This window comes from Spartinivicinus ruber, assembly GCF_011009015.1.
GTDB lineage: Bacteria > Pseudomonadota > Gammaproteobacteria > Pseudomonadales > Zooshikellaceae > Spartinivicinus > Spartinivicinus ruber.
Window position 1 is genome coordinate 841,136 of the sequence record NZ_CP048878.1, and the last position, 26,632, is coordinate 867,767.

Genomic DNA, 26,632 nt, shown 5'->3' on the forward strand with positions numbered 1-26,632 from the left:
TAGCATACTTTTTTAGCCTTTAAGGTGCTTGATGGCTGCTTGAAGCGCAAGCTCATAGCCTTGTGCTCCCAGCCCACAAATCACGCCAACAGCAACATCTGAAAAGTAAGAATGATGCCGAAAAGGTTCACGTTGATAGACATTAGAAAGGTGAACCTCAATAAAAGGTATGGCTACCCCTAATAATGCATCGCGCAATGCCACGCTCGTATGCGTAAAAGCCGCAGGATTAAAAATAATAAAGTTAACCCCTTCACGCTTTGCGTCATGAATCCGTTCGATTAACTCGTATTCTGCGTTACTTTGCAGCGTCTGTAAGTGGTGACCATGATCAACGGCCTGAGTAGTCAGAGTACAGTTGATATCATCCAAAGTCGTCGAGCCGTAAACGGCCGGCTCTCGAGTACCTAATAAATTTAAATTAGGTCCGTGCAGTACTAAGATAGTTGCCATAATTTAAGGCTCTCAGAGTTTGCGCTGTCTCTGCTTGTACTACAAATCTTACCGATTGTGGTCACACTCAGCTGCTACCAGAAACGGGTAATGACAGAGTCAATGATCAAAAATGTAACGGCCGATTGTGCATAAAATGGCAGCTGCTGTCCACTATTTGCATGATTAAAGACTTTAAAGGCAAAGTCTCTAATATTAGTTGCAAGATCGCGTAACTTTATCCAATTTATAAGCTGAACTTGTAATTATAGAAGCAAATGTCAAAGTTTTCAGAGTTTAGCTGCGATTTAGCGTTGATCTTAAATGATTTTCCAGGGAGTTTGCGGTGATTTCTCCCTGAACACGGAGGTTTGGCAGTTCTTCACCTGTCTTGTTAAAGAATAACAGGGCAGGCGGGCCAAAAATTGAGTATTTTTTGAGTAATTGCTGCTGTTCGTGATTAAAAGCAGTGATATCCAGCTTGATCAACGAAAATTGTGTGAGAAGAGGCTTTACGTTTTCTGCAGGAAGCACTTCTCGCTCTATAACTTTACAGGAAATACACCAGTCAGCGTATAGGTCAACCATTACTGGCTTTTGCTGACTTTTGGCTAATGCCAATGCTTGCTGTAGCTCTTGAGCTGTGTAGATTTTGGTAAAAATTTGATTGCTGCTGGAATTAGAAGCAGTGCTTGCACTGACCTTACTAGCAAAAGACAGGGGGCGAAGCGGGTCTTGCTGGCCTTGAGCAGCACCAATAATCAGGCAGAAACCATAAACCATCATAACAATGCCAAGGGATTGCCATAAGGCAGGCCAGCCTTTGGTTCTTTCAAATTGAAGTGCTCCCATATAAACAGCGCTACCAATTAAAAGCGCTGCCCAAAGCACCAGTGTAACAGGGCCTGGTAGGACTCTTTCTAGCATCCATACGGCTACTGCTAGCAGCATAACACCAAATACATTCTTGACTGAGTTCATCCAAGCGCCAGCTTTAGGTACTAAGCTGCCAGCTCCAGCACCAATTAAAATCAAAGGAAGGCCCATACCAATGCTTAAGCTAAATAAAGCTACACCCCCAATCAGTGGGTCGCCGGTTTGGCTGATATAAGTTAATGCGGCTATTAAGGGAGCAGATACACAAGGGGATACCATTACGGCGGATAACATGCCCATGATAAAAACCCCAGTAAAAGCCCCTGCTTTTTGCTGTTCGCTGATGGCGTGAATTTTTGCCTGTAGTGCCTGGGGTAAGTTCAAGGTATATAAGCCAAACATGCTTAACGATAAAACGGCAAAGAAAATAGCAAAGGGGACCAGCACCCAGGCGGACTGTAGTTTTGCAGGTAAGTTGAAGCTAATACCTAGCAACCCGACTAATACACCAAGAGCGGTATAAACTAGGCTCATACCTGCTACATAAGCAACACTTAGCCAGAAGTTTCTACTGTGAGAAGTAGAGTGCTTCTGTTGGCCAATAATTAGGCTAGATAAAATTGGTACCATTGGCAGTACGCAAGGGGTAAAGCTCAGAGCAATCCCACCTGCAATGAATGAGAAAATAATCAGTACCCAACTACCAGATGAAAGTAACGAATAGAGCTGTGACTCTTCGGAAGGAGGCACTGCAGAGACTTGTCTGGCAGACTTATTAGTTGATTGAAGCGCATTGGTAGTAGTTGAGGCTTCTGCCGATGAAGTGTTACCAGGTGTTAAGGCTAAATTAATGGTATGGGGTGGGTAACATAAACCAGCATCCGCACAGCCTTGAAAAGTGACAGCTACTTCTAAAATGTCTTTGGATTGGCTGAGGGGAAGTTTTACTACGACATCTGTTGGATATACTTCCAGATCTTTTTGTGCAAACTGGTCAAATTTAAGTTTCCCTTTGGGAAAGATTGGCTCTTTTAGGCTTATTCCTTCTGTGAGAGACTGAAAGCGAAAGCGTTCTTTATAGAGGTAATGCTCTGGAGTGACTTTGACAGTAATCAATGCTTCTTGATTAACGATCTGGCCGCTTACCTGAAAAGCTTCTTCAACAGGTAAAAATTCAGTATCACCAAGGTAGGCTGCTGGGTCGTCATTACCTCCGAATAAATCATCAAGCCCTGCCTGCAAATTAACTGAAAAGAAACTGAAAAAAATAACAAAAACAAGAGAAAGCCGGTGCATGGTCAGGTTATTCCAGTATTTTTTGGTGGCTGATGATTAAATGACGTTTGACTAAGCTTTTCAGTCGAGGTTCCTGCATCTGTAATTAGAGCTGTCACTAATAAGTATTGCTCTTTATCTACCAGAGCTGCTGATGAAAGAAAAACTTTCAGATAAGCATTATTTCCTTAATGTTGGGGAAAGAGGATAACACGGGATAAGGAACGGGTAGAAAATTTTCTAATCCAATCAAGTGAACTGCATGTTTAACTACCTTGATACACTTTTACGCAGTTTCGTCCTGCATGCTTGGCTTCATATAATGCCTTATCTGCCTGAACTGAGAGTTGCTCACCGTTACTGCCATTAAACATAGCCAAGCCACAGCTAAAGGTTACCTGCAAGTCAGTAGGGTGAGCAGGTTGTTTCATTTGTGAAAAGTGCTCACGAATATCGTCAAGAAGCCCAAGTGCAGCTTGTTGTTCTGTATTAGGTAAAATGATTGCGAACTCCTCTCCACCATAACGGCCAATGGTGTCTGTTTTTCTTAGGCGCTGTTTTAGGAACAGGGCAAGGCTTTTGATCACTCGGTCACCCATGGGGTGGCCGTAAGTGTCATTAACGCTCTTAAACTTATCGATATCAATCATGGCAAAGGCTAAAGGGTGTTTGTACTCTTCTGAGCGCATTACCTCAGTCTGTAACTGTTGTAAGGTATAGGTGTGGTTGTATAAACCAGTTAAACTGTCGCGAATCATTCGTGATAGCAATGTTCTAGCTCGCTCACCACGGTTGCGTACAGTCATTATCAAGTGACGGGGTTTAATAGGTTTGGTTAAAAAATCGTCTCCACCTTCACCCATTGCGGCGAGCTGCTTGTCAATATCTCCTTCTGCCGAAAGATAAATAATAGGGATACTAACGTACTTTTCCTGCTGCCTAATGACTTTTGCCAGCTCCATACCATTACAGTCGGGCATGTACATGTCCATGATGATCAAGTCAGTATCAAATTTTTCTAATACATCCAGTACTTCTAGCGGTTTAGTGACAACTTGAGTAATAATACCTGCCTTATTTAAGGTGCTTTGGGTGAAATATGCCTGGGCTTTGGAGTCATCAACGATGAGCACTCGATAAGGGTCGTTTAAGGTAATGCGAGTAAGTTGCTCAACTCGCTCGATTACATGGCCTGCTTCCAGTCCATGGGTGTAAAATTCGCAGCCATTTGCTCGGGCAGCGGCTAGGCGGGTGAGGATGTCATCTTCTTCCTCATGACAGTAAAACAAAATGGGGATAGGGGTTTCTTTTTGAGCTTGGATATTATTGATTAGCTCAATGCCAGCACGTTTTTCACCTCCGAAATCAACATCCATAACGATAACGGCAGGATGGCGGTTTTCAAACCCTTTCATAAACTCATCATGAGTGTGAAAAACTTTGGCCCTTAAGCCAAAATACTCCATTTGCTTTAGTAGTTTAGTGGCCATACTGAAGTGGTTTAGGCTGATATAAACGGGCTTACTGGTTGGGATAGAAGTGATTTGTACAGTGGTGTCGCCTTTGCGCAGGGCAGTATAACTGAGCTTGATAATTAAGTCGTTTAAGTGACGAATAACGTCGCTGTCAGGGGCTTTTTCTTTATTGAAGTTATGTAGTACATCACTGATTTGTTTGGCAATGTCAGAATGGGCTTGCTGTTTAAAGCGTTCAGCATATTTAAGTAGCTTTTCATTAGCGCGTTGAAACTCAGTTAGCCACTGTTTAGACCAGTGCTCAGTATTGAGTCGATGCCAGCACTCAATAACCTGGCGGGCACGGTTTGTTACGCGTTGAGCAAAATGGTCCTTTAAACGTGCTGTTTGTGAAGTGGTTGATGGCTTTACTACAAGCTCAGTCATAATAAAATTGAAGGCCCTTACAATAGCATCTAACTAACTGGCAATTTCTTGGTGAGTAAGCGACATGTTTTAATGTTAAGGTTTTCTTGTAAGTTATAGGTTATAGCTTGGTTTGACTCAACTATTCGCCTGCTTTCAATACCAGAAACAATACAATAGCTTAAATTAGATAAAGCAACTGGATACTTATTACTATGCTGCATAACGTAGTACATTTTTGGCTGTCAGTCGTCATGATAATTAGTCTCACTGGTTGTCAGCCGTTGGTTGAATATGCTGATGCTCAACAAACTGATAGCGATCAACCAGAGCAAGAGCAGAGTAATCTTCAAACCCAAATAGCTTGGCTTTTACTTGAAGCAGAAGATGCCTTCAAGGAACGACGTCTAACTACACCAAAAGGTGATAACGCTTTAAGTTATTATCGTGAAGTAATTCGCTTACAACCAGATAATGTTGAAGCAAATCAAGGGATAGCACGGATTGTAGAACAATACTCTGCTTGGGCTTATCGGGCAGCTAAGCAACAGCGTTGGGTTAAAGCGAAAGAGTATTTGAACAAGGCTCAGCAAATCCAACCAGACCATCCCAGTTTACAAGAAGTCGCCGACCTAATTAAGCAAGGCCAGGCTAAGTAATGTTTGAAGAGTGATTAATTAATAAACGACATTTAGTAACCTACCTGTATGAAGCGCCTTAATCTTTCCCTCCTCTCTTTGACTATGCTTACTATAGTGGTGTAACTCACTTGTAGTTACACCACATTTCACTGATAACAAAAAACCGGACTAGCCCGGCAAATCTGGGTTAGGGGGGAATGGGTGGAATGAGTGGTAACAATAGGAATTACCGCGAGATTTAAGCGCCAGCTAGGCACTTTCCTACTGATTACCAGCCTGCTGAGCATAACTTGGGCAAATGAATTGAGCTTGTCTCAGGAGCTTTTGCAGCAGGTTAAAAGTGGTTATGGTCAGTCAGCGGTTAACCGATTAAAGCAATGGCAACAGTTAGTAACAAAAAGCCAGAATTTATCTGAGTCAGAAAAGCTTGCTGCCGTTAATAGATTTTTTAATCAGCTACGCTTTGTTAACGATATTGATCATTGGAAAAAAGAAGATTATTGGGCGACACCTGTTGAGTTTATGGCATCTGGGGCAGGAGATTGCGAAGACTTTTCCATTGCAAAATACTTCACTTTGCGCCTGTTAGGAGTGCCAGATAAGAAAATGCGCATTACCTACGTTAAAGCTTTAAGCCTTAATCAAGCCCATATGGTGTTGAGCTATTTTCCTGAAGGTCAACGTATTCCCCTCATACTAGATAATTTAATTAGTGAAATAAAGCCTGCCTCTACGCGTAAAGACTTGTTACCTGTCTATAACTTTAATGGTGACGGTTTATGGTTGGCCAAACAGCGTGGTGAAGGTAAACGGGTCGGTAAATCCACACGAATTAGTTTGTGGGTAGAGTTAAGAGAAAGGATGCTAAAACAGCAGCAAGGTGAAAAGTTGTAACTGGTGCTACACCCTATAAATAGTAAGCCCTTTAAATTGCTGAAAGCCATTTATTTATAGGGAAGCTAATAAGGAGCCCTGAAATGACGGTGTTAAGGCTGTTACTGATATTTTTAACCCTAATTATTGTCGTGCTATTTTCAGCCAACTTTTTGTTGAATGTCTACGATGCCCGCTCCTATTTGCAAGAACAACTTGAGTCTCATGCCCAGGATACAGCGACGTCATTGGGGCTTTCAATTGCAGCTGTTGAAGGTGGGGATATTGCTACAATCGATTCGATGATAGATGCCATCTTTGACCGTGGCTATTACCAACAAATTATTTTTACTGATATTGATGGCAAGGTATTAGTAAATAGTCAGCAACCTGTTCGGCTGGAAGGTGTACCTAAATGGTTTGTTAATTGGATTCAATTGACTGTACCAACAGCAACATCTGAAGTTAACCAGGGCTGGGTAATGTTGGGTAAATTGGCGGTTACCAGTCACCCTGGTTTTGCATACCGAAATTTATGGCATAAAGCTAAATCAAATTTAGTATTGTTTGCTTTGGTGGCATTGGCTTCCTGGTTGGCGCTTACGCTTTTATTGAGATTAATATTAAGACCATTGTCATTGTTGGAAAAACAAGCCAAGGCTATTTGTGAAAAACAATTTGAAGTACAACCGCAGTTACCTAAAACCCGTGATTTAAGGCGAGTGGTTGAGGCCATGAATAACATGGCTAAACGTCTGCAATATCTATTTAATGAGCAGGTCGAGGTTATCGAAAGATTAAGAGATCAGTCTCATCGTGATTCTGTTACTGGGCTGCCAAACCGACAAGCATTTGATAATCGAGTCGGTGCTTGGATGGAGTCGGAGCAGGGAGAGTCAGGGGGTGGGGTTGTGTTGTTACAAATAAGGCACTTGCAGCAGCTGAATTTAGAGCAGGGCAGGGAAGCGGGTGATGCATTAGTCAAGCAAGTGGCGGAACAATTACAAGCTGTATTTCATGACTACCCAGGCAATGTATTAAGCCGACGCAGCGGAGGTGATTTTGCCGTATTTGTACCAAGGGTTTCAATAGAGTTACTGCAAAGCTTAACGGAAACCCTTTATCGTCAGCTAATAGGTTTGCAATTACTAGAAAGTATTCATGCACCAGATACCTTGCATGTGGCAGCAGTGTTGCGGCTAAATCGTTGTTCTTTGGTGCAGCTGTTAACTGATGCAGATATTAGTTTACGACAGTTGCAATCTAAGGGCGCAAGTGGCTGGTCTTGCAGTAAAGTCGAAGTGGAGCAGGCTGATTATATGGATTGGCCAGCAAACGAATGGCATCAGCAGTTACAAACAGTGTTAGCGAGTAAATCTCTGATACTTTATGGACAACAAGTGTATGACAATAAACGACAGTTAATACAAAAAGAAGTCTTGGTCAGAGTTAAATTAAACAGCGATATAGTCTCTGCAGGGGTGTTTTTGCCTATGGCAGAGCGTTTTGGTTTAGCAGAGGAATTTGATAAATTAATTGTTGAGCTGGTTATTCAGCATCTGCAGCAACAATCGGCAGACTGCCCTTATTGTGTGAATCTGTCTCCCAGGTCGCTACAGAGTGAAGCGTTTAGTAACTGGTTACTTGATAAGTTTGAGCAGCATCGACAGTTATTATCGCAACTAGTATTTGAAGTACCGGAATATTGTGTACAACTTGCGTTGCCTGTTATGCAACAATTAGCAACCAAGCTCAATAAGTTGGGAGGAAGCTTTAGTATTGATCACTTTGGCGTGGGGGCCAATGCATTTGCTTATTTACAAAGTCTCTCAGCTCATTACCTTAAAGTGGATAGTAGTTATTTAAAACAGTTGCTGGAGAGTAAAGACAATCAGTTTTTTATTCAGTCGTTGGTACAAATTGCCCATAGTCGAGATATTACTATTTTGGCAGAAGGAATTGAGTCAGAAGAAGTATGGGAGTTGTTGATAAGTTTGGGGATTGACGGTGGTCAGGGATATTTATTACACCGACCAGAGTCGCTTTAAATTACCCACATCGTTATGTAAATAACCCTTTGGGCCTTTCTAAGTGTTATTCAAATCAGGTTATACGATATATAATCTAGCTCTGTCGCGCTAAGTATGGAAGAGAAGCCAATATGTCAATTGATTCAGCAAAATTGAGTTTATTTAGATTTGTAGAAAAGGTCCCTTTGGTGAGAGGTAAACTGGCAAAAACGGTTATTGCTGTTGTTGTAGTGCTGGCTATTGTGAGCTTTGCAATAGGCAGCTATTGGAGTATTGAGCCAGACCTGTTTGATGTAAAGGAAGCAGCTAAACAAAAAGCTGCAGAATTGCAAATGGAAGTTGTGCCTGGTTTCACTACATCGACTACTTTATCAAAAGTTACAGGAACACTATTAAATAAGCCGGGCGGCTATCTTTCTAACGATGTGATGGTACCTGGGGTACTCTTGGATAATATTCCAAGTTGGGAATTTGGAGTATTAGTTCAGGTTCGTGACTTATCAAGAGCCATGCGAAAGAGTTTTAGTCGCTCTCAATCCCAGTCTGTTGAAGATAAATTATTAGCAAAAGCAGAACCTAAGTTCAGTTTCGATAATAAAAGCTTTATCTTGCCCAGCACTGAAAGTAAATATAAAGAAGGCTTGCAGCTGTTAAATAAATATATTGAAAAGTTGGCAAACCCAAGTGAGCCTGATGCACAGTTTTATACCCGTGCAGATAACTTGAATGACTGGTTGCAAGATGTATCAAGTCGACTAGGTAGCATGTCACAACGACTAAGTGCCAGTGTAGGGAAAGCCCGATTAAATACATCACTTGCTGGTGATCCTGATGCAGAAAGTGCAACTTACCAACAAACTATAGAACAAAAGAAAACGCCCTGGTTTGAAATTGATAATGTATTTTATGAGGCAAGAGGTGCTTCTTGGGCTTTGATTCACTTTTTAAGAGCAGTAGAAGTAGATTTTGCTGGTGTACTGAAAAAGAAGAATGCGTTGATCAGTTTGCAGCAAATAATCCGTGAACTAGAAGCCACCCAGGAAACCGTTTGGAGCCCAATGGTGCTTAATGGTGGTGGATTTGGTTTTTGGGCAAACCATTCATTGGTGATGGCATCTTATATTTCTAGAGCTAATGCTGGTATTATTGATTTAATGGACTTGTTACAGAAAGGATAAATTTAGTTTAGATTAAACTTTTGTCAAAAAGCCGTGTCAAAACCACGGCTTTTTTGTTTGTTATTTTTACAAGGCTTGTAGTTTATAACCAATATAAAATTTTAAGCTGCTGATTTATATCATATTCTAAAGCTGGTTTAAGAATTGCTTATTTACCGCAAATGATAACTGCTTAAAGCTAAGGTATTTTTAGGTATCGGCAGAGTATAACCCAGTTGTTTATCTCGGTTTATAGATAACTACGGTAGTATGCTTAGGTATTACAATTTGGGTGTCGTATGACTATACATACGTTTTAGAAAAAAGTAGAAGTTGAAAGAAGGAAATAATCAACCCGATTATTTATGAACTTCTTCACATTATAGCGTATTTGCTTATTGGGTATTAGGGTATAAACTGTCGTCTTTTTTTGGTTGCAGTAAGCTCAGGGCGAATGGTAACGATTGTTACAGCCAGAGTATTGTCGTTATGTCCAATGCAGCTATACCCACAATGCGAAGGATATGTGTATGAAGGGCAAATAGCCAATCTATGATTAGTACGAACGTTCTCGCATATAATAATAGGGAAGTGAACAAGTAGCAATTTATTTGTTAATAATTACTTATCTTTTGGATGTGCTTTATAGGCTGCTTATTAAAATTAAGCAATGAAAAGTTTGCAATGTTGATTATGAACTGTAGCCACACGGTCATTGAAGTATACAGTCGTGCTTCATTTTTAGATGTAGAACCAATAGCAGGAATACTCACGGCGAAAGGTGTAACTAGTAGGAGAGAGTTGAGCTGATGTTAAAATTAACCATTAAAAAAGGTCATGCTATTTGTATCGGGGATGATGTTCGAATTGAATTTGAACCTGAGCATTATAAAGATAAAATTCATGTTAAAACGAAAATATTTGCACCTGATGAGGTGCCAGTAAAGCGCTTAGAGATTTATGAAAATAGGGAAGAGATAGAAAAAGATTTAAATGATTATTTTAAGCGTGTTAAGAAAAATAAACAGAAAAAACAGCTGGTTAAAGGAAATAACTTTAAAAATAGTCCGCTAAAAAGCTCTAACTCGCCACAGTTTGGTAACTATAGAACTAAAAGTGTTCACTTACCTTTTATGGAGGAAACAAACACTAGCTTTGAAAGCGAAGCTCAAGAGAATAAAAAACAACCTAAAATTATTTTCAAAAAGAAGCGGGCATATAGTCATTTAGAAACCACTAAGCCAACTCGGCAGGCTCCTCAGCTTGAAGCAGAAACATCAAGTAGCTGAGTTTATCAAACTATATATCCAAATCTAACTCAAGTAGCTCCGCCACCTTACCTGTAGAGGGCTGACTATTTAAAGCACGAAAGCTAATGGGACGACTAAAATTAGTTGAAATGGTTAGTTGGGCTGGGTTATCAATAAAACTTTTTAAGGCATCAAGCCAGTCCTGGGCATTACGTTTGACAACTTGTTGTGACTCTAACTGTGTTAGCAGTTGCTGATAATGTGGCTCTGAAAGTAATTCAATAATCGTAGAGTCAGGGGTTTTGACTTGGGCCAATTGGAACCATTGTTGAAATTTGCGAATAAAGCCCTGATCCAGATAAGTCGCTTGCAGTTGCGTTAAGCGAACACTTTCCCAGTCTGTTTGGTTACTAAACAGGTTAACAATATTTAATTGTGCAGCGGCTGTCTCAAGTAGTGAAAGCCTATCTAAGGATAATTTGGCATTAATTTCGCCTAACTGATTTGCACTCGTTTTAAGGTTGAGTGTTAACAAGTCTTCAGCTTGATTGTAATTCCAGTCAACATGAAAATTAATGGGTAGTTTGTCATAGCCCATTGCAACCAACATATAAACAAATTGGTTATCACCAATAGTGCGGTATAAATCGGCGTCTTCAATTAGTTTGGCTTTATAGCCGGTTATCGCTAATTCACCTTGCTGTAAATGGGTAATGTCTTGCAGCTGGGTAAAGCTGGTTTGTAATGTTTCAGCCTCTAAATTAAAAGCGGGCAAGTTACCCCATTTACTTGCTCCACCTTGGTGTTTTAACACAGGTTTGGTTAATGTAATAACACCAGTGATAGGGTTCATTGATATGCTTTGATAGCTGAGATGTTGATCTAGCTCTATGTCTATTAAAGCCTTTTCAAACTGCTGTACAGCATTGAGTTGCAAATAAAACCAGCCACCAGTAAGAATACCAATAACACAGCCGATAATTATTAAAACTCTAATCATGCATCAATCCCTATGGGGCTATTGCCACTCGGTCATTTGGTAGCGTTCGAGTACTAAATGAGTGACATCATTGTATTCACGGCAGGCTTCTTGCTCGCAAGCTTTGACTTTATCGACAAATATTTGTGGAATAAGAAAACCACTGGGGGAAACTTTATTGGGGTTTCCTCTAACTTCTCCCCAAACCAAAAACCAACCCAGTTTATTAATATTGTTTGTGTTATGTAATTCGATAGGGTAGGGCCAGTCTACGGTGGCAGGGTTGCCAACTTTATTAACTTTAACCAAAACAAATGTTTTTAGTTTGTTTTGGGTGTAGAAAAATTGTGCTGCCTGTAATAACGGGTTGCTGATTTTATCGACATCATCATATAAATAAGTCAGCCGATCTTCTAAGGCTGCTTTTTTCAGTCGCTTAGTGTCTTGTTGAATGCGGCTAGCTAAGGAACCTTGTGATAGGGCTGTTTGAGTTGCTTGGTTAATATTACCTGCAATATAATTTTTGATAGTATCGTCAGCAGTCTGCCACTGTTCATTTTGCTTGGTAAACTGTGCACTATACATCATGTTACTATCTTGTTTAATAGGTAATTCAAGCTGATCCATTACGTATAGGTTATAGTTATTTGTTGCATGACTAATAGCGGCTGCTTTGGCACTGACAGCTTTTTCAAATTGTTTAATTAGGCGAGTATTTTGAAATAAAGATTTATTTTGGGTAAGAGCAATAACAGCGCCATTACTAAAACTCCAGCCCTGGTTGGTGTGAAATAAAACACCAATTAATTGTGTATCAAAAACAGGTAATTCACCAAGATAAAAGGAGAGGGCTTCTCTTTTATCAATACGGGAGCGATGAAGCAAAAACTTTTTATTTATTGCAACGGTATAGTCAAAATGGTAACCCAAATAAAAATTACCTTTTAACTGTTCGTAAGTTCGCCCGTCATAGAAGCTAATATTAGCGACACCTTGTCCATAGGCTAGGCGATTTTCATCACAGCCTAACCCTTGGGGTTTGAGCACAAGTAGTTTTTGTTCACGAGGATTATTTAGCTGATTAATTTTAAGTTTACAACGCCAGTCGTTTGTTGATATTTCAAAGTCTTGCGCGCCTGCTGAATATTTTATTGGCGGTTGTGATTTAGGAGGCTGCCAGGCTGCTACTGTTGTTTTTTTGCTTGGCTTAGCTTCTTCTGCAACCAGGGTGTTGGTGTCAGGCTGAGCAGTAGGAACCGTTGGTTGACTGGGTTCAACGGCGGTAGGGGCTGTTTTTAAAATAGTCACCTGCCAGGCAATTTGGTCTTTAGTGCTGGCTTCTGCAGTAAAGTGCAATTGGTTCTGCTGATCTTTACCCTGTATGTTTAACTGGTGGGCTTGCTCGCACTCTGTAGGCAACACAGCTCCTATTTTTTTAATAAATGCACTGATGTTAGGAGACTTAAAAATAGCTGGGTTGTTTGCTTTTAGCTCAATGTTAACAATAGGGTTACACCAACTTTTACCTTGGTATAAGGCAAAAACTTCAATACCAAACTTTTTTGAATAGGCAACGCGTTTTGTTTTCTCGCTAGCGTGTGCTAGCGAGAAAACAGCAGTTAAAAAGATACATAAAGCGAGCTTGGGAACATAACTAAAATGTGGGGGCTTGGTAGCTCGAGACCACTTTAAATAATTTCCCATGCACCATCAGCTCCTTTACAGGCGTTGAAGGTTTCTGTGGTTTCTTGTCCTTTATTGGTTATTTTGTAATCCACATTTCTACAGTCAGTTTGGGCAACGACTTTATCTTCTACCAGTTCGATATCGTCTAGGTTAACGCTGTCCAGATCAATTGCGCCAGACTGGTCTTTTTTCACTTGCTCCAGGGTAACGCCACCATCACGCATGGCGACTGCTTGATAGTCTCCTGATGAAGATGCAGCACTGTGAGGTTTTAGGAAAGAGCCACTGACGTAGCCAAGGGTGATGTTATTTTTTGCCACTAAAATCCAGCCACTTTTAGTGCGACCGACAGCAGTAATTACATCCCCAGAGTTAAGACCACCCACTTTATTGCCGATGGTACTGGGCATATTACGGATATTTACGCTTTTTACGACTTTATAAGGCTTGCCAATGAGTGTCATATTAGCAACAGGCTCTACCCGCTTATCTCTAACGATTGAAACAGGGCGATTTTCACTGCGGCTATTGGAAGGTGTAATCGTCGCTGAAGCGTCTGTTTTCTCGCTCTTCCATACAACAGGTTGGTTATCTTTGGTTTGGTTAAGTACTTCTACTGAGCGTTGTTGTAATGCGATACGATCTTGTTCATCTAGGTGAGCACCAATTCGATTACCGATATAAGCACCTAGTACAGCACCCGTTAAAATGGCTATTTTTCGACCTTTACCTTTGCCAATTTGAGAGCCAGCTAAAGCACCTGCAACACCACCTATCGCTGTACCAAGCGACTCTTTATTTAGATTCATGTTTTCGCAGCCAGAGCTAAAAGCAAGACTGGTGCAAATGGCGCATGCCAATAGTTTTTTCTTCATGTCATGTTCCCTGTACTTCTCTCTAAAGTCATTTGAGAAGGATATGTCTAATCTGGGACCAATAATAACGATAGTTTTACTATGGTCCAAAGCATAACCCAAAAAATGTGCCAATTGATCAAGGATATGTGATTTTCCTCAAACCCATTATTGTCTGAAAACAAAATGATGGGCTTACAATGCACATACAGCCTTATGTAAACATAGCTCTTTACCCAGGCTTTGACTGTTCATTTAGCTAGCGGTAATGCTGAACAGGATGCAGCATCAGCCGGTAACTTTAACCTGTGAATAGCTATTATGCTATTAGCCAAATTGGCAATTGGTATTTACTGATTAGTTGATCAAACTATTCCGGTTTCATTAAATGAGTAATTATTAACTTGGTAGATCTGACGTGGTGGCAGCTGTTGAGTGATGACTTGGCACTTTATCGGTGGCGATGATATTCGGATGTAATTGATCCAGTGGTATGGAAAGGCCGTTATCGGTTACTACGCGGGCATGATAGCGTTTTAGCTGGCGAGGTTCTTTCACTCCGCAAGAGTGTGCAATGACGCCAACGTAATGCTCCATGTTTTTTGCGTAGTTGGCAACACGTGTTGTTTTGTCCATAACGACTAGGCCTTTTTGTAACCTCGGGTTGTGAGTGGTGATGCCTGTGGGACAAGTATTTTTGTTGCATTGAAGTGCTTGAATACAGCCTAATGCAAACATAAAACCGCGTGCTGAGTTTACAAAGTCTGCGCCTAAGCTCAATGCCCAGGCAACATCTGCTGCATTAATCAATTTACCCGATGCAATAACTTTTACTCGGTCACGTAAGCCGTATTCTACAAGTTTATCTACAACTAGAGGTAAGCTTTCCCTTAATAGCAGCCCCATGTAGTCCATTAAGCTCATGGGGGCTGCACCGGTACCACCATCAGCGCTATCGATAGTGATAAAGTCTGGGGCGCTTTCAATGCCTCGCTGATTAATTAGTGCAAATAAGTCGTCCAACCAGCCATAGGCACCAATAACGGCTTTAAAACCAACGGGTTTGCCAGTTACTGTGCGAATCCGGTGAATCATATCCAATAAGTCGGCAACGGTTTTTATATCAGGATGGCCATTAGGGCTAATTGAACTTTGCCCTTCAGGAATGCCTCGAATGGCTGCAATTTCGGAAGTGACTTTAACGCCAGGTAATATTCCCCCTTTACCCGGTTTAGCCCCTTGGCTCATTTTAATTTCAAACATTTTGACTTGCTGATGAGCAGCGATTTCTTGAAGTTTTTCATCACTTAACTGTCCATGTTCATCTCTTACGCCGTATTTGGCTGTACCAATTTGAAAAACCAGATCACAGCCACCTTCTAAGTGATAAGGGGATAACCCTCCTTCTCCAGTATTTAGCCAGCACCCAGCTGTCTTGGCGCCGCGGGATAATGCTTGCACTGCAGGTTTGGAAATAGCCCCATAACTCATTGCAGATATATGAAAAAAACGCTCTGTGGTGTAGGGGTGGTGTGAGTAAGGGCCAATGGTGATAGGCTGGGGGGAAACTGCATCCTCTTCTAATGTTGGAAATGGACAGTTAACAAATAAGACCGTACCAGGAGTACTCAAGTTGCGAGTTGATCCAAAAGCAATTGTAGAGTCTACGTTTTTGGCGGTGCGATACACCCAGCTACGTTGAGCCCGGTTAAAGGGAAGCTCTTCTCTGTCCATAGCAAAAAAGTACTGGCGGAAGAATTCTCCTAGGTGTTCAAAAAAATAGCGAAACCGACCAATGACAGGGTAGTTACGGCGTATAGCATGCTTGGTTTGGGTAATATCAATGATATAACAAACAATAGTTATAATAATGAGAGAGATAATTGCGACTAAAATAACGGCAATAATAAAATCACTACCAAGTGTGAAAATTTCTTGCGAAGTGTTCATGGCTCTCTCTCATAAGGGCGTATTTTACGCGAATGAATAGTTTATTAGCTTAATTATAGGGGGCATATATAGCCAAAGTGAATGGTCCACTCAAGAAGGGTATAGTTATTGGTAGGTTAATACAGCAGTTGCTTGGGCTATTATCCCAGGTAAAATCTATGATTTAGATTACCCAGTATGTAGAGTGTATCCCCATATGACAAAACGTGAACCATCTGATAATAGTCGACTAGTGTATTCTACTGAACAAGGTCGGGTCAAACCAGAAAAGGTAACTGATACGGCGCCAGAAGTGTTTGCAGATGGGATTGCAAGAGTGCGCCGAGAAGTGAAAGGTAGAGGGGGAAAAACCGTAACCACTATCCAAGGTTTGACGCTGACAGGTAATGACTTGAAGGCATTAGCGAAAAAATTGAAACAACGTTGTGGCACTGGTGGAGCAGTAAAGCAGGGAGTGATTGAAATTCAAGGTGATCATTGCGATACCCTGGTGGATGAGCTGAATAAGTTAGGGTATCCGGCTAAACGGGGTGGGGGTTAAGCACCCAGTGGATAAGAAAATACTAATAGCAGATGACGACCCGCATATTCGCCAGGTTATAGTGTTTGCGTTAGAAAAGGCGGGTATGCAGCCAGTGGAAGCAAAGGATGGTCGACAGGCGTTACAGTTGTTTGAACAACATCAGCCTGACTTGATTGTTTTGGATATTAATATGCCGGAACTGGATGGATTGGAAGTCTGTAAGGCTATTAGAAAAACCTCGGAAGTGCCGATTTTATTTTTATCCTCACGGGATGATGAGGTAGATAAAATCATTGGTCTGGAAATAGGGGGTGACGATTATGTCACTAAGCCCTTTAGCCCTAGAGAGCTGGTTGCCAGAGTCAATGTGATTTTAAAACGGGTACAGCCAACCAGTGCTGATCAACAGCAAACGCTATCTCAACAAGCAGATGAATATGAAAAGTTAACTTATGGCCTATTAGTGCTTGAGCCAGAAACTCATCAAGTGTTTTGGAGCGGTAAGCTGGTTAAGCTGACAGCAATGGAGTTTTCGATTATCCATAGCTTTATACGTCGCCCAGAAAAAGTGTTTGATCGTGATAGCATCATGAATGCTGCTTATGATATGAATATCCACGTCAGTGGCCGTACTATTGATAGCCATATTAGGCACATAAGAAACAAGTTTCAGCAAGCTGGGTGTGAATTAATTATTGAAACAGTTCATGGTGTGGGCTATCGGTTAGCCAAAAAAACATGCTGACAGATGGCAAGCAATACCGAGGTAGGCTGCAATTACGAACGGTGTTTCTTATTGTCAGTTTGGCGGTGCTGGTTTTACCTTTGGGGAGTATATTTTTCTTTAGAATTTATGAAAACGAGTTGGTCAGGCAAACAGAATTATCGTTAATTTCTCAGGCGGCGGTAATTGCTGCTAGCTATAAACATCAAGTGTCGAGTTTATTGCTGGATAAATCTAATTATGGAATAAAAGTAACCAGCTATATTAAACAGAAAATTGATAATTATTATACACCTGTTTACCCGCAAATTGATTTGGCTAATAATCAGTTATTTCCTCCTAGGCCAAATGGAGTAACACCACAATCCCCTGCAGATGCATTAGCTGTTCAAGTTGGCAACACTTTATCAACCGTATTGCGAGATTCGCAAAAAACCACTCTTACAGGCATCCGGCTATTGGATTATCAAGGTAATGTGATTGCAGGGCAGCGAGAGGTTGGCTTGTCCTTTGCCCACTTGCATGAAATAAAATCTGCAATGGAAGGGCGTTACACCAGTGTTATCAGGCAACGGATTTCCGATGAACCACCACCTGCATTGGCTTCGATCAGTCGAGGCACTGGCATTAGGGTATTTGTCGCTTTTCCTATAATTCAAGGTGAACAACTGTGGGGGATTGTTTATTTGTCCCGAACCCCTAAAAATATTCTAAAACATTTATATGCAGAAAAAGACAAGGTGATTTTAGCGGGTATAACCATCATTGTTTTAACATTCCTGTTAGCACTTTTTACTTCTTATACTATCTCACAGCCAATTTATCGGTTAATTAAAAAAACGACCAAAGTCTCGGAAGGTGATCATCAGTCAATGGAGCCATTGGAATACCCTGTTACCAAAGAGCTGGAGCTATTATCAAAAAGTTTTTCGAAAATGGCTAAGTCATTGCATGAGCGATCAGAATATATCCGCGAATTTGCTGCCCATGTCTCTCATGAATTAAAAACACCGCTAACCAGTATTCAAGGTGCAGCGGAGTTGTTAATGGATCACATGGATGAAATGGAGCCTGCCACTAAGCAACAATTTCTTTCAAATATTCAGCAGGATACAGACAGGCTAAAGCGTTTGGTTACCCGTCTGTTGGAATTAGCTAGAGCAGACAGCCAAACAAGTGATAATGAAACGGCTGATTTAATAGCAATATTGAACAAATTGGCGCCACGCTATCGAGAGGTGGGATTACAGCTTGAACTACCTGAACAAAACAGTTGTTGGATAAAAATGGCAGAGGATAACCTTGAAACCATTCTGCTCAATTTATTTGATAATGCAAAACAGCATGGTGCTTCAATAATAAATATTGATGTTAAAACAACTAATCAATTAGTCGCATTGACAATTGCTGATAATGGTGAAGGAATATCTCTAGCCAATCGAGAAAAAATCTTCACACCTTTTTTTACTACCCGTAGAGAGCAAAGTGGTACAGGGCTGGGTCTAAGCATTATCAAATCATTAATGAAAACCTATCAAGGCAGTATTACCCTTGCTGATAGTGATAAAGGTGCCCGCTTTATTTTACAATTTGGAGCTGCCTCTTATTTATAGGATGCAGCACTAGTACTATCCTTAATGAGAAAATATAGTAGCCAATGCCTGCTGATATCAATTGTTGTTGCTAAGGAGTGCTTGTCTAATGTCTGCCCGTTTCACCTCTGGCGGAAAAACCTACGAAATACATTACCGCGGGTACCCCAGTGAAGATGACTTCTTCGAAAAGCCATTTACTACCTACAATGAAATGCGACAGTTTTTGGATGAATGTTGCAGATCTGATCCCATGCTGGAGAGCAAACTCGCCACTATTGCAGGATCGTCAGGTGCAGGTGATCTTAAAGACCAAGTAGTGAAGCGGGTTCAGGATGGCATTCTACAAATCAGTGTTCGCGGTGAACCAACCCGTATTCCCTTTAAGGTTAAGCCTCGTAAGCCGAAAGAACCAGAGTATGTACCGGAACCCGTCAGGCCCGATGTAGAAGAAAAGCAGGACCTTGATTACAAAATAGTCGTGGAAGTGGCTGGCATTTGCAAGGATATGAACCAAGTGGTGATCTCGGGTAATCGTCAGGATGGTTTGGTCGAGCTCAATGAGGGAGCAGTTCCTTATAAAAAAGACGGCACGTTGCACCGTAGCCTGGTCACTATCAGTAATATTCCGAATAAGCCGCGCAATTTGAGCTTACGGATAATGATGCATAAGTTCAATGCCGGTGCTACAGAGCCTCCGCTTAATCTGCCGTTTGCTGAGAATGTCCAACCAGTGCATAAAGATACAGAAATGGAGGAATGGGATAATGTGATCATCCCAGTGAAACCTCTGGGCTATATTACTGAAAACAAGCTACGACGAGAGTCGGATATCCTACCTGAAGGCGGTTGGGTGTATGTGTTTAAAGGTAATGAGCTATGGCGTGAGCTGTTAGTTAATAAACACCAAACCTATCGTGACACCCGGTTACACTACTACCGTAGTATGCGCACCAATAAATTTGCCGTAGACAACCCGGAAAAGCGAGAGGCATTAGGCACTGTTTTCCACACCATTTGGATTCCATTTAAAGCCAACGGCAGCATAATAACCGGCTACCGAATGATGTATTCCCGTAAGCAACTAACCTGGGAACAAATAGACCAACTGGAAGGCAGCCCAGTAGAACTGAACAAACGTACCACACCGATTGATGCTATTGATGTATACGAAAGCGGCAAACACTTCGACCTAAATCAAGGCCCCGTTGGCCCAATAGCACCTGCACTGCTAGATCAAGACCCAGAAGTCGTCCCACCACCAGAAAACCCCAGAAAAAAGCATTCCAATTATTTGGATGAACATCGGGGCCACAAGTTTGCAGTGGCGTATTTGGATGCAGTGCCGCGTTCATTTATTTTGACGTATGAGTATGGCATTGGTATGCCTAAGCCAGTTGATATGTCGTTTACTTTACAAAGTAATGGCGGTTGGACTGAAACTATTTTTGTTAAAGATATGGAAGATGTAGAGCCAGGTTGGGTACAAACGGCATTTGAGGATTACCCAGAAGGGGATACCTTCGACTTAATTAAAGACCCAAATCAGCTGGATATACCACCACAGTTTTTATTTTATAAGATGACTATGGAGCAGTTAACTGAAAATGATCAAGTGGCTCAGTCATTCAGTACAGCTGAAGAGTAACATATGTTATTAGGGGTTTTAGAAAACAGGTTTGGGTGTTTGATATAGAGTTACAGGCCATTCTTCCTCCGTTCTTGAAGTGCCATCCTTGGCTCATCAAGAGCTAAAGCGACATCCTTGTCGCCGCTACAGAATCCCCTGTCACTCCATATCTCCAACTTTTGTGTGAACTTTAGAATGTAATAAGGGTAAGAGGAATTTTTAATATTCCTTACTAAAAAGAATGAAGGAAATAAACGGTAAACTAATGAATAAAGCAGTGATATCAGTTTTATGCAGCATATTGTTGCTATCAGGCTGTGAACAAACCGATGAGGCAGTGATCAATCCTGCTACCCAAGCTGCTATTGAAGAAGCACAACAAGCAGCAAAAGAAGCTGCCAAGCCTAAACCACCTGAGTTTAAATTTGCTAAAGAAGATATTAATGATCCTTCTATATATAAAACACCACGGATCCAGTTTTTGTGGAAACCTCCTACCAGCAAAAAGGCTATCAGAGAAGTTTGGAGCTCAGATTTAACTGGAGGAGATTTAAGGCAGGTTGCCTCAAATAACGAGCTTGGTGGTGGAGAACAAGGGCAAATAGGTCCTTTTGGAGCAACTATCTCTCGTTCACCAAATAATCGTTACTTAGCTTATACTTGGCTAGTCCCTGCAAAGTCACGCTATTATCGTTGTATTTGGGATCTAAAAAAGCGTAAACGAGTAGTTATTGAGGATGGTGTTGGAATTCCTTCATTTAATTGGAGTCAAGATAGTCGTTTTCTTCACTACTTGAATGCTCAAACTGTGAAACGCTACGATTTGAAGACAAGCGAAATAAAAGAGCATTCGCATAAATTTGGATCACCTTTTTATTTGTTTGATTCTGGGAAAAAAGTGTTCTCTGCTTCTGGTAAGGAATTTATGATATCTGACTTTGAAAGTGGTGAAGTTGTCAAGAAGTGGCAGTGGAGTGAAAAGATTAACCACGATGAGGTGTATGTAAATACAAATCAAAGTAGGTATATATACACAACCTATGGAGACTACTATAAAAGGGGAGTTTTTAGTTTTAGTGAACCAAAGAGCAGTCTTTATACATATTCAGCTCAGAAAAAATCATTCATTGGGCCAGATAATAAACTATATCTTCTCAGCTACCAAGCAGAGGGAGGTAGTTCAGAAAAGTCTTCATTTTATTTGCAGAGTATTGACTTGAAAACAAAGAAAATAACTAGGCTTAAAAACTTTCCAAGGGGAGGAAGTCTATTTAAATCTTTTTCAGTTTATAATAAGAGTTTTCGATGAAAAAAGTAAATAAAGACAGAGTTTATCTTTTATCGGCTTCGGTAGATAAAAGTGGTAATCCCGAGGGAGAAGTTAGCTTACAGCCAAATGTATTACTGGCTAAAGAGTCGATGGTGTTTGTAGAAAGGCAAAAATATGATAAGGGTGAACTAACTTCTACAAGAAAGTATGATAAAGAGAAAGCCAAGAAGCAACCAGTTTTACTGCAAACCGATGAAATAGGTGCGATTGTCACTATTGTTGCTGCTGAAGATGCTAATACCAATAAAAAAGAAGCATCAAAACTACAGGTTACTGTATCTCAAGAAAAGGTCCCCTGTTGGAAAATAGGGGAACCGATTAATATTTATGCTAAGAATAAAGAAGAAGCATTCTTTTTCCCACCATTATCGGCTGCTAGCTATATATATGCAGGAGCCAAGCCGGGTGAGAAAACTTGGGCAGAAACGATGGTGGAGTTATTTGATAAGCTGGATGGTGGTTTTAACGGTAAAGCGGTTAAGCTAAAAGCGGTTGAGGTTCCAGTAAAAAAAGTAACTAGTGATTCAAAAGTAGTTAGAATGAGGGAGCCTGATCAAGATAAAATAAGAAAAAAAGATGAAAGTGAGTTAAAATATCAAGATTGGTATAAGCAATATAATCGTAAAACCATTAGAGGGTTTTTAATTCCATATTATCAAGTGATACTAGTTGTGTTTTCTAATATGGACTACGTGGATACAATAGTAGAGCTGCTTGATAAAAATGGTAAGCCTATAGGAGTGAGGAAGAATGTTGAACCTCTAGCTACTGCCAATACAACGATGTATGTTGCGTTTATAGTATCTGAATCAAAATTGCCCCCCGATTTTTATCAACTTAAAATTATACCATCAGAACAGGCATGGCAACGTATAAAAAAAACTAGCTATTTAAATAAAATAGAAGAAGATGGTTTTTATATTCTAAAAGAAAAGTTTCGCTTTGGTATTAAAAAGCCTATTGGTGAATTTGAAATAATTAATGGTGATCCTTTTAGTGTAGAAGAATCTTTGGTAAAGCAATTTCCTAATTTATATGCTAATAGAGTAATGGTGGCTTCTGATCGGGGGGATGTGCCTGAGCAAAAGGCTAAAGAGGCTGATCATGGTCCTGAAGGAATAGAAACGGCGTTACATAGTTATAATGTTGCTAAAGGGTATACTGACCTTGCTACAGGTATTTTAGGGGCAGATGGCCCTAAAGCTTGGGCGATGCTAATAATAAGTAATTTGAAAGCTATAAGTACAGATTCAAACTTTAATACTGCAATTGATTTAATTACTTCAGGGAATGATTTAGTTAGTGCCTCCCGAGATTTTCTGGATCTTGTGAACCCTGCTACACGAGATTTGCCAGATTTTAGGCAATTTGCAACTCGTGCTTGGTGGATTTCTGACCCTAGCTATAACCAAACCTTTGCCCATACGGTTCGAATACCTGAGCGGTTTATGGTGCCTGTTATGAGAGGGTTGTCGGTGGCGGGCACAGTTGCATCTGTATTTTCATTATTTAATGATATAAAAGGGGTGAGTGACTCACTGAAAAAAGGGAGTAGTACTACCAGTGATTGGATTGGGGCAGTAAAAGCTTATGATGAGCATATTGCTGTGCCTGTAGAAGAAACAGAAGATAAGCAAAAAATTGAGGCTTATCAGCAAAAGCTCGAGGAGATAATTCAGTCTGGAGTAGAAACCCAGCTCATTGAAGATAAAACAGATGGCTCTCTCTATTTAAATGTGGTATTCCCTTTTGATCAAAGCTCCACTGAGTTTGACCGTAGTTTAAATCAGCTAGCTGAGGCAATGGAAAAGCTGCCTTATTTATCGATTACACTAAAAGGTCATGCTTGCCCTAAAGGCCCCACTAAATATAATTTAACCTTATCAGAGCGGCGAGCAAAAACTGTTCAGGAAAAGTTATTAGGTATTTCGAGTAAAATTAAAGCGCATCGGGTCAATGTAATAGGCGTAGGAGAGCAAGATCCTATTATTATTAGTGGTAAAGTAGATTATGAGAAAAGCCGACGGGTAGTGGCGGTTATTCCTAAATTCCCCCTTAATTATATATATCCCCCCAGCAGGGAAGGGACGGATATGTTAGAAAAGTTCAGGGCTAAAGCAGTAGCTACTAAAGCTGAAATTGATGAGAAAATTGTTGCAGCAGCAGAGTCGGCGTTAGATACTGTGTTAGGGGTTCTATCTTACGTACCTGGAGTACAGCTTTATGCAATTGGTATTAAATTACTTAAAGATGGTGTTAAAGCACTGTGCTCAGTAATGGATGAGTTGAATAATATTTTGCATGGTCATGGGGTGCAAGAAGCCAAAAAATTATTTAACCATTATCAAGAGCTAGACTATGTTAACCAAATTCATGCTTTAGAAAATAGTAGTAAAGAAAATGAATACTTCCGGCGCTTATATATACAGTTTCATATTCGTGCAATGGCACTAAATGGTTTAGTGGGCTTACTCTTTAGGGCTAGCATTTATGCTACGAGCAAAGGAGGGAGTGCTGGGCAAAATCAGAACTATGAAGAAGCATTGGAGAAATTTTTTGTTAAAGAGTATATCCAAACTTATGTATTAAGTGATGATTGGTATGCCGATTTTAATGCTGTGGTGCCTGTTGGACTAGATGAATACTGGGCAACTAGGGTGCAAATGGCAGAAATTATCGATGTACTAACTGGAGGCTCTATATCGAAAAAGCACTTAATGACTGAGTGGGCTTCAGATGATGTAGCTAATCAAAAAAGTTTTGTAGTAAAGGCTATGGAAACAGCTCAAGGAATACATGATATTTATTCGCCTGTTGATTTAAAGTCTGGAGGAGGAGCTGGTTTTGCCAGTTTCTTTTTAAACAGAAAATCAACATATTATATTCATGGTGCGAGTTATATTGGCGCAAGGTTTAATGCACCTGTTGATTTAGCTAGAAAAGCCGACTTTCAGCAATATTTCCCAATTCACTATATTGATACCAGCAGTATGACTGGACTAATGCAAAGTTTTAGGACTGACTTTGCATTCTTGGATTATAACTCATATGAGTATACATGTATTTATGTTCGTGATCGTTTTTCAAAAAATGATAATGATTGGAAGCCACTTCATAAATATGGTGCTATTTCACCCTACCATCAACTAAGAATAATTGTAGTTTTAAAACAAGAAGTGGGAGAGGAGCTTAAAAAACTAGATCTGGAAGGTACAACTTATATTCTCCCTGCAGAGTTTCAACCAACTCGCTGTGATTGGTGGAATATGAAAGGGCCAAAACAGGCCACTTGGGTTCGTAAGTTATCAAGTAAGGATTTAAGGTCTGAAGATAAAACCAAAGAAGTACTCGAAATGTTAAATAAGGATTGTTTATATGGGGTTATTTATCATCCTTCTTATCAGTATGGTAGTCAGGTTATTTTAGGGGTTAAACCTCTAGCCAGTAAGTTTTTTGCTGAACGTCGCAAAGAGTATAAAACATTTTTTGGGGCTTGGTGGATGGATTACTTCTTTGAAGTGACACTGGGGAATAACAGTTCAACTCGGCGTTACATTCGTGTATCTGGACAAGACTATCCTAAAGGCCATATCTATGGTGAGGATACAAGTCGCCTTGCCCATGAAGTAGGTTTTTCTTTTAATAGTGTGTTTCATGTTACTTTAGACCCTGAGCGAGAATATAAACATCCTGGCTCTAAGGGGGCAGCAATAAAAGATGAGCATTTATTGCTAGACCCTGATTTTTTAGCCATTGGTGAGCAAGGCTTTGAATATCCAGAGTTATTTGATAATCCAGAAGCTCATTTACTAATTCGGCTAAAAGGACAAAAACATTATATTTATCCTAATGCAAGTTACATCAAAGCACTTGGCTATAATAATGTACGTTATGATGATGACCGACCTATTAATACAGCTGTACATTATAACTGGGCATCTCCAATAGAGATTGTGGTGCTAGTCGTTTGTGATGAATTAAAACTTGAATCATATAAAAATCAAAATATTAACTGGAAAAATATTCCTGCTAAAGTAACTTTGGAGGAAGTTAATAGTGGTAATGAAGGGCCAAGTTTTGGTGTGCAGCTTGAACATGTTGGAGAGATTGTCCGTGAAGGAAGAGGTGAAAAATCCATTAAATGGCGTATAGCTGATATTAATAGTGTCTCTAGTGCGGCAAGAGATGTCGTTCAAGGCTTAACTGATAGTGCCGCCTTAACAGTTATATCTGATTTAGAGGAAGATCCGCTTAGTCAAGCTTGGGGTTTTAGCTTGTTTGGTCTGATGATGGGAGAGGATATTTATGAAGATAAGACTAAACAAGTTTATATGGCCCGGATTATACCTGAGTACACCAACTTTACGGGTAAAAAAGTACAAGCATTGAGACCATTTGGTATCACCTATAAACACTGGAATTTCAATTTAGACTCACGCCCTCATTATTACTCTGACCCTAATAAGCCAATTATGCCTAACGCCTATTGGGGGGTTAAAGCAAAAATCAGTACTACAGGTAACTCTGGGTTGAAAAATGAAGATATTAATGGTGAGTTTGAATTAACCTTACCTAATAAAATGTTGGATATGGAACGATGCCCGTGGGTGCAATATAAGGACTTGAAACAAACTAAAAAAGATGCTGAATGGTATTTGAAGAATGAAGAACAAGCGAAGCAAGGTGGAAAAACTTTAAAAGTAAATAAATCACTAGATGTCGAGTTTTACCTAAAATCAGTGAAAGAGAAAAAGCAAGCAATTTATAAGTGGTTGACGGAAGATAGCACTAAGATGGTCATTCGACAGGATTACTTTGAGTAAATTAAAGCTGTTCGTATAATGTGTAGAGTCTCAGACCTGATTGTACAGTTACCCACTTTTCTACAGGCCAACTTACAGGAAAACAGCGGTTGGCCTCCCTAAACCCGCTTATGAGGATTTTAACAAG

At 40.3% G+C, this 26,632-nt stretch carries 18 protein-coding genes; 11 read left to right on the top strand and 7 right to left on the bottom strand.

The window, feature by feature from the left end; genetic code table 11:
• Positions 1–12: 12 nt before the first annotated feature.
• The 3 genes from aroQ to G4Y78_RS03825 form a co-directional block, all read right to left on the bottom strand.
• Entirely contained in the window at positions 13–453 is a 441-nt protein-coding gene (gene aroQ, locus G4Y78_RS03815) for a type II 3-dehydroquinate dehydratase (RefSeq protein ID WP_163831773.1), read from the bottom strand.
• Between the two features lie 276 nt (positions 454–729).
• On the bottom strand, positions 730–2,604 hold the full coding sequence (gene dsbD, locus G4Y78_RS03820) for a protein-disulfide reductase DsbD (protein ID WP_163831774.1): 1,875 nt from the start codon (positions 2,602–2,604) through the stop codon (positions 730–732).
• A gap of 245 nt (positions 2,605–2,849) precedes the next feature.
• Positions 2,850–4,484 carry a GGDEF domain-containing response regulator gene (locus tag G4Y78_RS03825; RefSeq protein ID WP_163831775.1) on the bottom strand — a complete coding sequence of 545 codons (1,635 nt, stop codon included), beginning with the start codon at positions 4,482–4,484 and terminating at the stop codon, positions 2,850–2,852.
• 194 nt (positions 4,485–4,678) lie between these two features.
• On the opposite strand from G4Y78_RS03825, the gene G4Y78_RS03830 reads away from it, so the two are divergent.
• The 5 genes from G4Y78_RS03830 to G4Y78_RS03850 all read left to right on the top strand — a co-directional run bounded on the left by G4Y78_RS03830 (position 4,679) and on the right by G4Y78_RS03850 (position 10,453).
• Positions 4,679–5,122: a hypothetical protein gene (locus G4Y78_RS03830; RefSeq protein ID WP_163831776.1), complete on the top strand. Its 444-nt coding sequence runs from the start codon at positions 4,679–4,681 to the stop codon at positions 5,120–5,122.
• 192 nt (positions 5,123–5,314) lie between these two features.
• Entirely contained in the window at positions 5,315–5,998 is a 684-nt protein-coding gene (locus G4Y78_RS03835) for a transglutaminase-like cysteine peptidase (RefSeq protein ID WP_230425694.1), read from the top strand.
• 83 nt (positions 5,999–6,081) lie between these two features.
• A complete protein-coding gene (locus tag G4Y78_RS03840) occupies positions 6,082–8,025 on the top strand; it encodes a bifunctional diguanylate cyclase/phosphodiesterase (RefSeq protein ID WP_163831777.1) in 1,944 nt (647 codons plus the stop codon).
• A 113-nt stretch (positions 8,026–8,138) separates the two neighbouring features.
• A complete protein-coding gene (locus G4Y78_RS03845; RefSeq protein WP_163831778.1) occupies positions 8,139–9,185 on the top strand; it encodes a DUF2333 family protein in 1,047 nt (348 codons plus the stop codon).
• Positions 9,186–9,973: 788 nt separating this feature from the next.
• Positions 9,974–10,453 (top strand): carbon storage regulator, encoded by a 480-nt coding sequence (locus G4Y78_RS03850; RefSeq protein ID WP_163831779.1) that lies wholly within the window; start codon positions 9,974–9,976, stop codon positions 10,451–10,453.
• A 10-nt stretch (positions 10,454–10,463) separates the two neighbouring features.
• Here G4Y78_RS03850 and G4Y78_RS03855 read toward each other — a convergent pair whose 3' ends face one another.
• From G4Y78_RS03855 to G4Y78_RS03870, 4 genes are all read right to left on the bottom strand, one after another.
• Entirely contained in the window at positions 10,464–11,414 is a 951-nt protein-coding gene (locus G4Y78_RS03855; RefSeq protein ID WP_163831780.1) for a hypothetical protein, read from the bottom strand.
• 18 nt (positions 11,415–11,432) lie between these two features.
• A complete protein-coding gene (locus tag G4Y78_RS03860; protein WP_163831781.1) occupies positions 11,433–13,097 on the bottom strand; it encodes a hypothetical protein in 1,665 nt (554 codons plus the stop codon).
• Positions 13,082–13,954: a glycine zipper 2TM domain-containing protein gene (locus tag G4Y78_RS03865; RefSeq protein ID WP_163831782.1), complete on the bottom strand. Its 873-nt coding sequence runs from the start codon at positions 13,952–13,954 to the stop codon at positions 13,082–13,084. Before G4Y78_RS03865 ends, G4Y78_RS03860 begins: the two co-directional genes overlap by 16 nt.
• 378 nt (positions 13,955–14,332) lie before the next feature.
• Positions 14,333–15,883: an FMN-binding glutamate synthase family protein gene (locus G4Y78_RS03870; protein WP_163831783.1), complete on the bottom strand. Its 1,551-nt coding sequence runs from the start codon at positions 15,881–15,883 to the stop codon at positions 14,333–14,335.
• Between the two features lie 196 nt (positions 15,884–16,079).
• Here G4Y78_RS03870 and G4Y78_RS03875 point away from each other — a divergent pair, with 196 nt between their 5' ends.
• From G4Y78_RS03875 to G4Y78_RS03900, 6 genes are all read left to right on the top strand, one after another.
• Positions 16,080–16,424, top strand: coding sequence for a translation initiation factor (locus G4Y78_RS03875; RefSeq protein ID WP_163831784.1), 345 nt, complete (start codon positions 16,080–16,082; stop codon positions 16,422–16,424).
• 7 nt (positions 16,425–16,431) lie between these two features.
• Positions 16,432–17,151 (top strand): response regulator, encoded by a 720-nt coding sequence (locus G4Y78_RS03880; RefSeq protein WP_163831785.1) that lies wholly within the window; start codon positions 16,432–16,434, stop codon positions 17,149–17,151.
• A complete protein-coding gene (locus G4Y78_RS03885) occupies positions 17,145–18,743 on the top strand; it encodes a HAMP domain-containing sensor histidine kinase (RefSeq protein ID WP_163831786.1) in 1,599 nt (532 codons plus the stop codon). The genes G4Y78_RS03880 and G4Y78_RS03885 overlap by 7 nt, the downstream gene beginning before the upstream one ends.
• Positions 18,744–18,831: 88 nt before the next feature.
• Positions 18,832–20,370 (top strand): hypothetical protein, encoded by a 1,539-nt coding sequence (locus G4Y78_RS03890; RefSeq protein WP_163831787.1) that lies wholly within the window; start codon positions 18,832–18,834, stop codon positions 20,368–20,370.
• Between the two features lie 247 nt (positions 20,371–20,617).
• Entirely contained in the window at positions 20,618–21,661 is a 1,044-nt protein-coding gene (locus G4Y78_RS03895) for a hypothetical protein (protein ID WP_163831788.1), read from the top strand.
• Positions 21,658–26,505, top strand: a complete 4,848-nt coding sequence (locus G4Y78_RS03900; RefSeq protein WP_163831789.1) for an OmpA family protein — start codon at positions 21,658–21,660, stop codon at positions 26,503–26,505. The genes G4Y78_RS03895 and G4Y78_RS03900 overlap by 4 nt, the downstream gene beginning before the upstream one ends.
• The last annotated feature ends 127 nt before the right edge of the window (positions 26,506–26,632 follow it).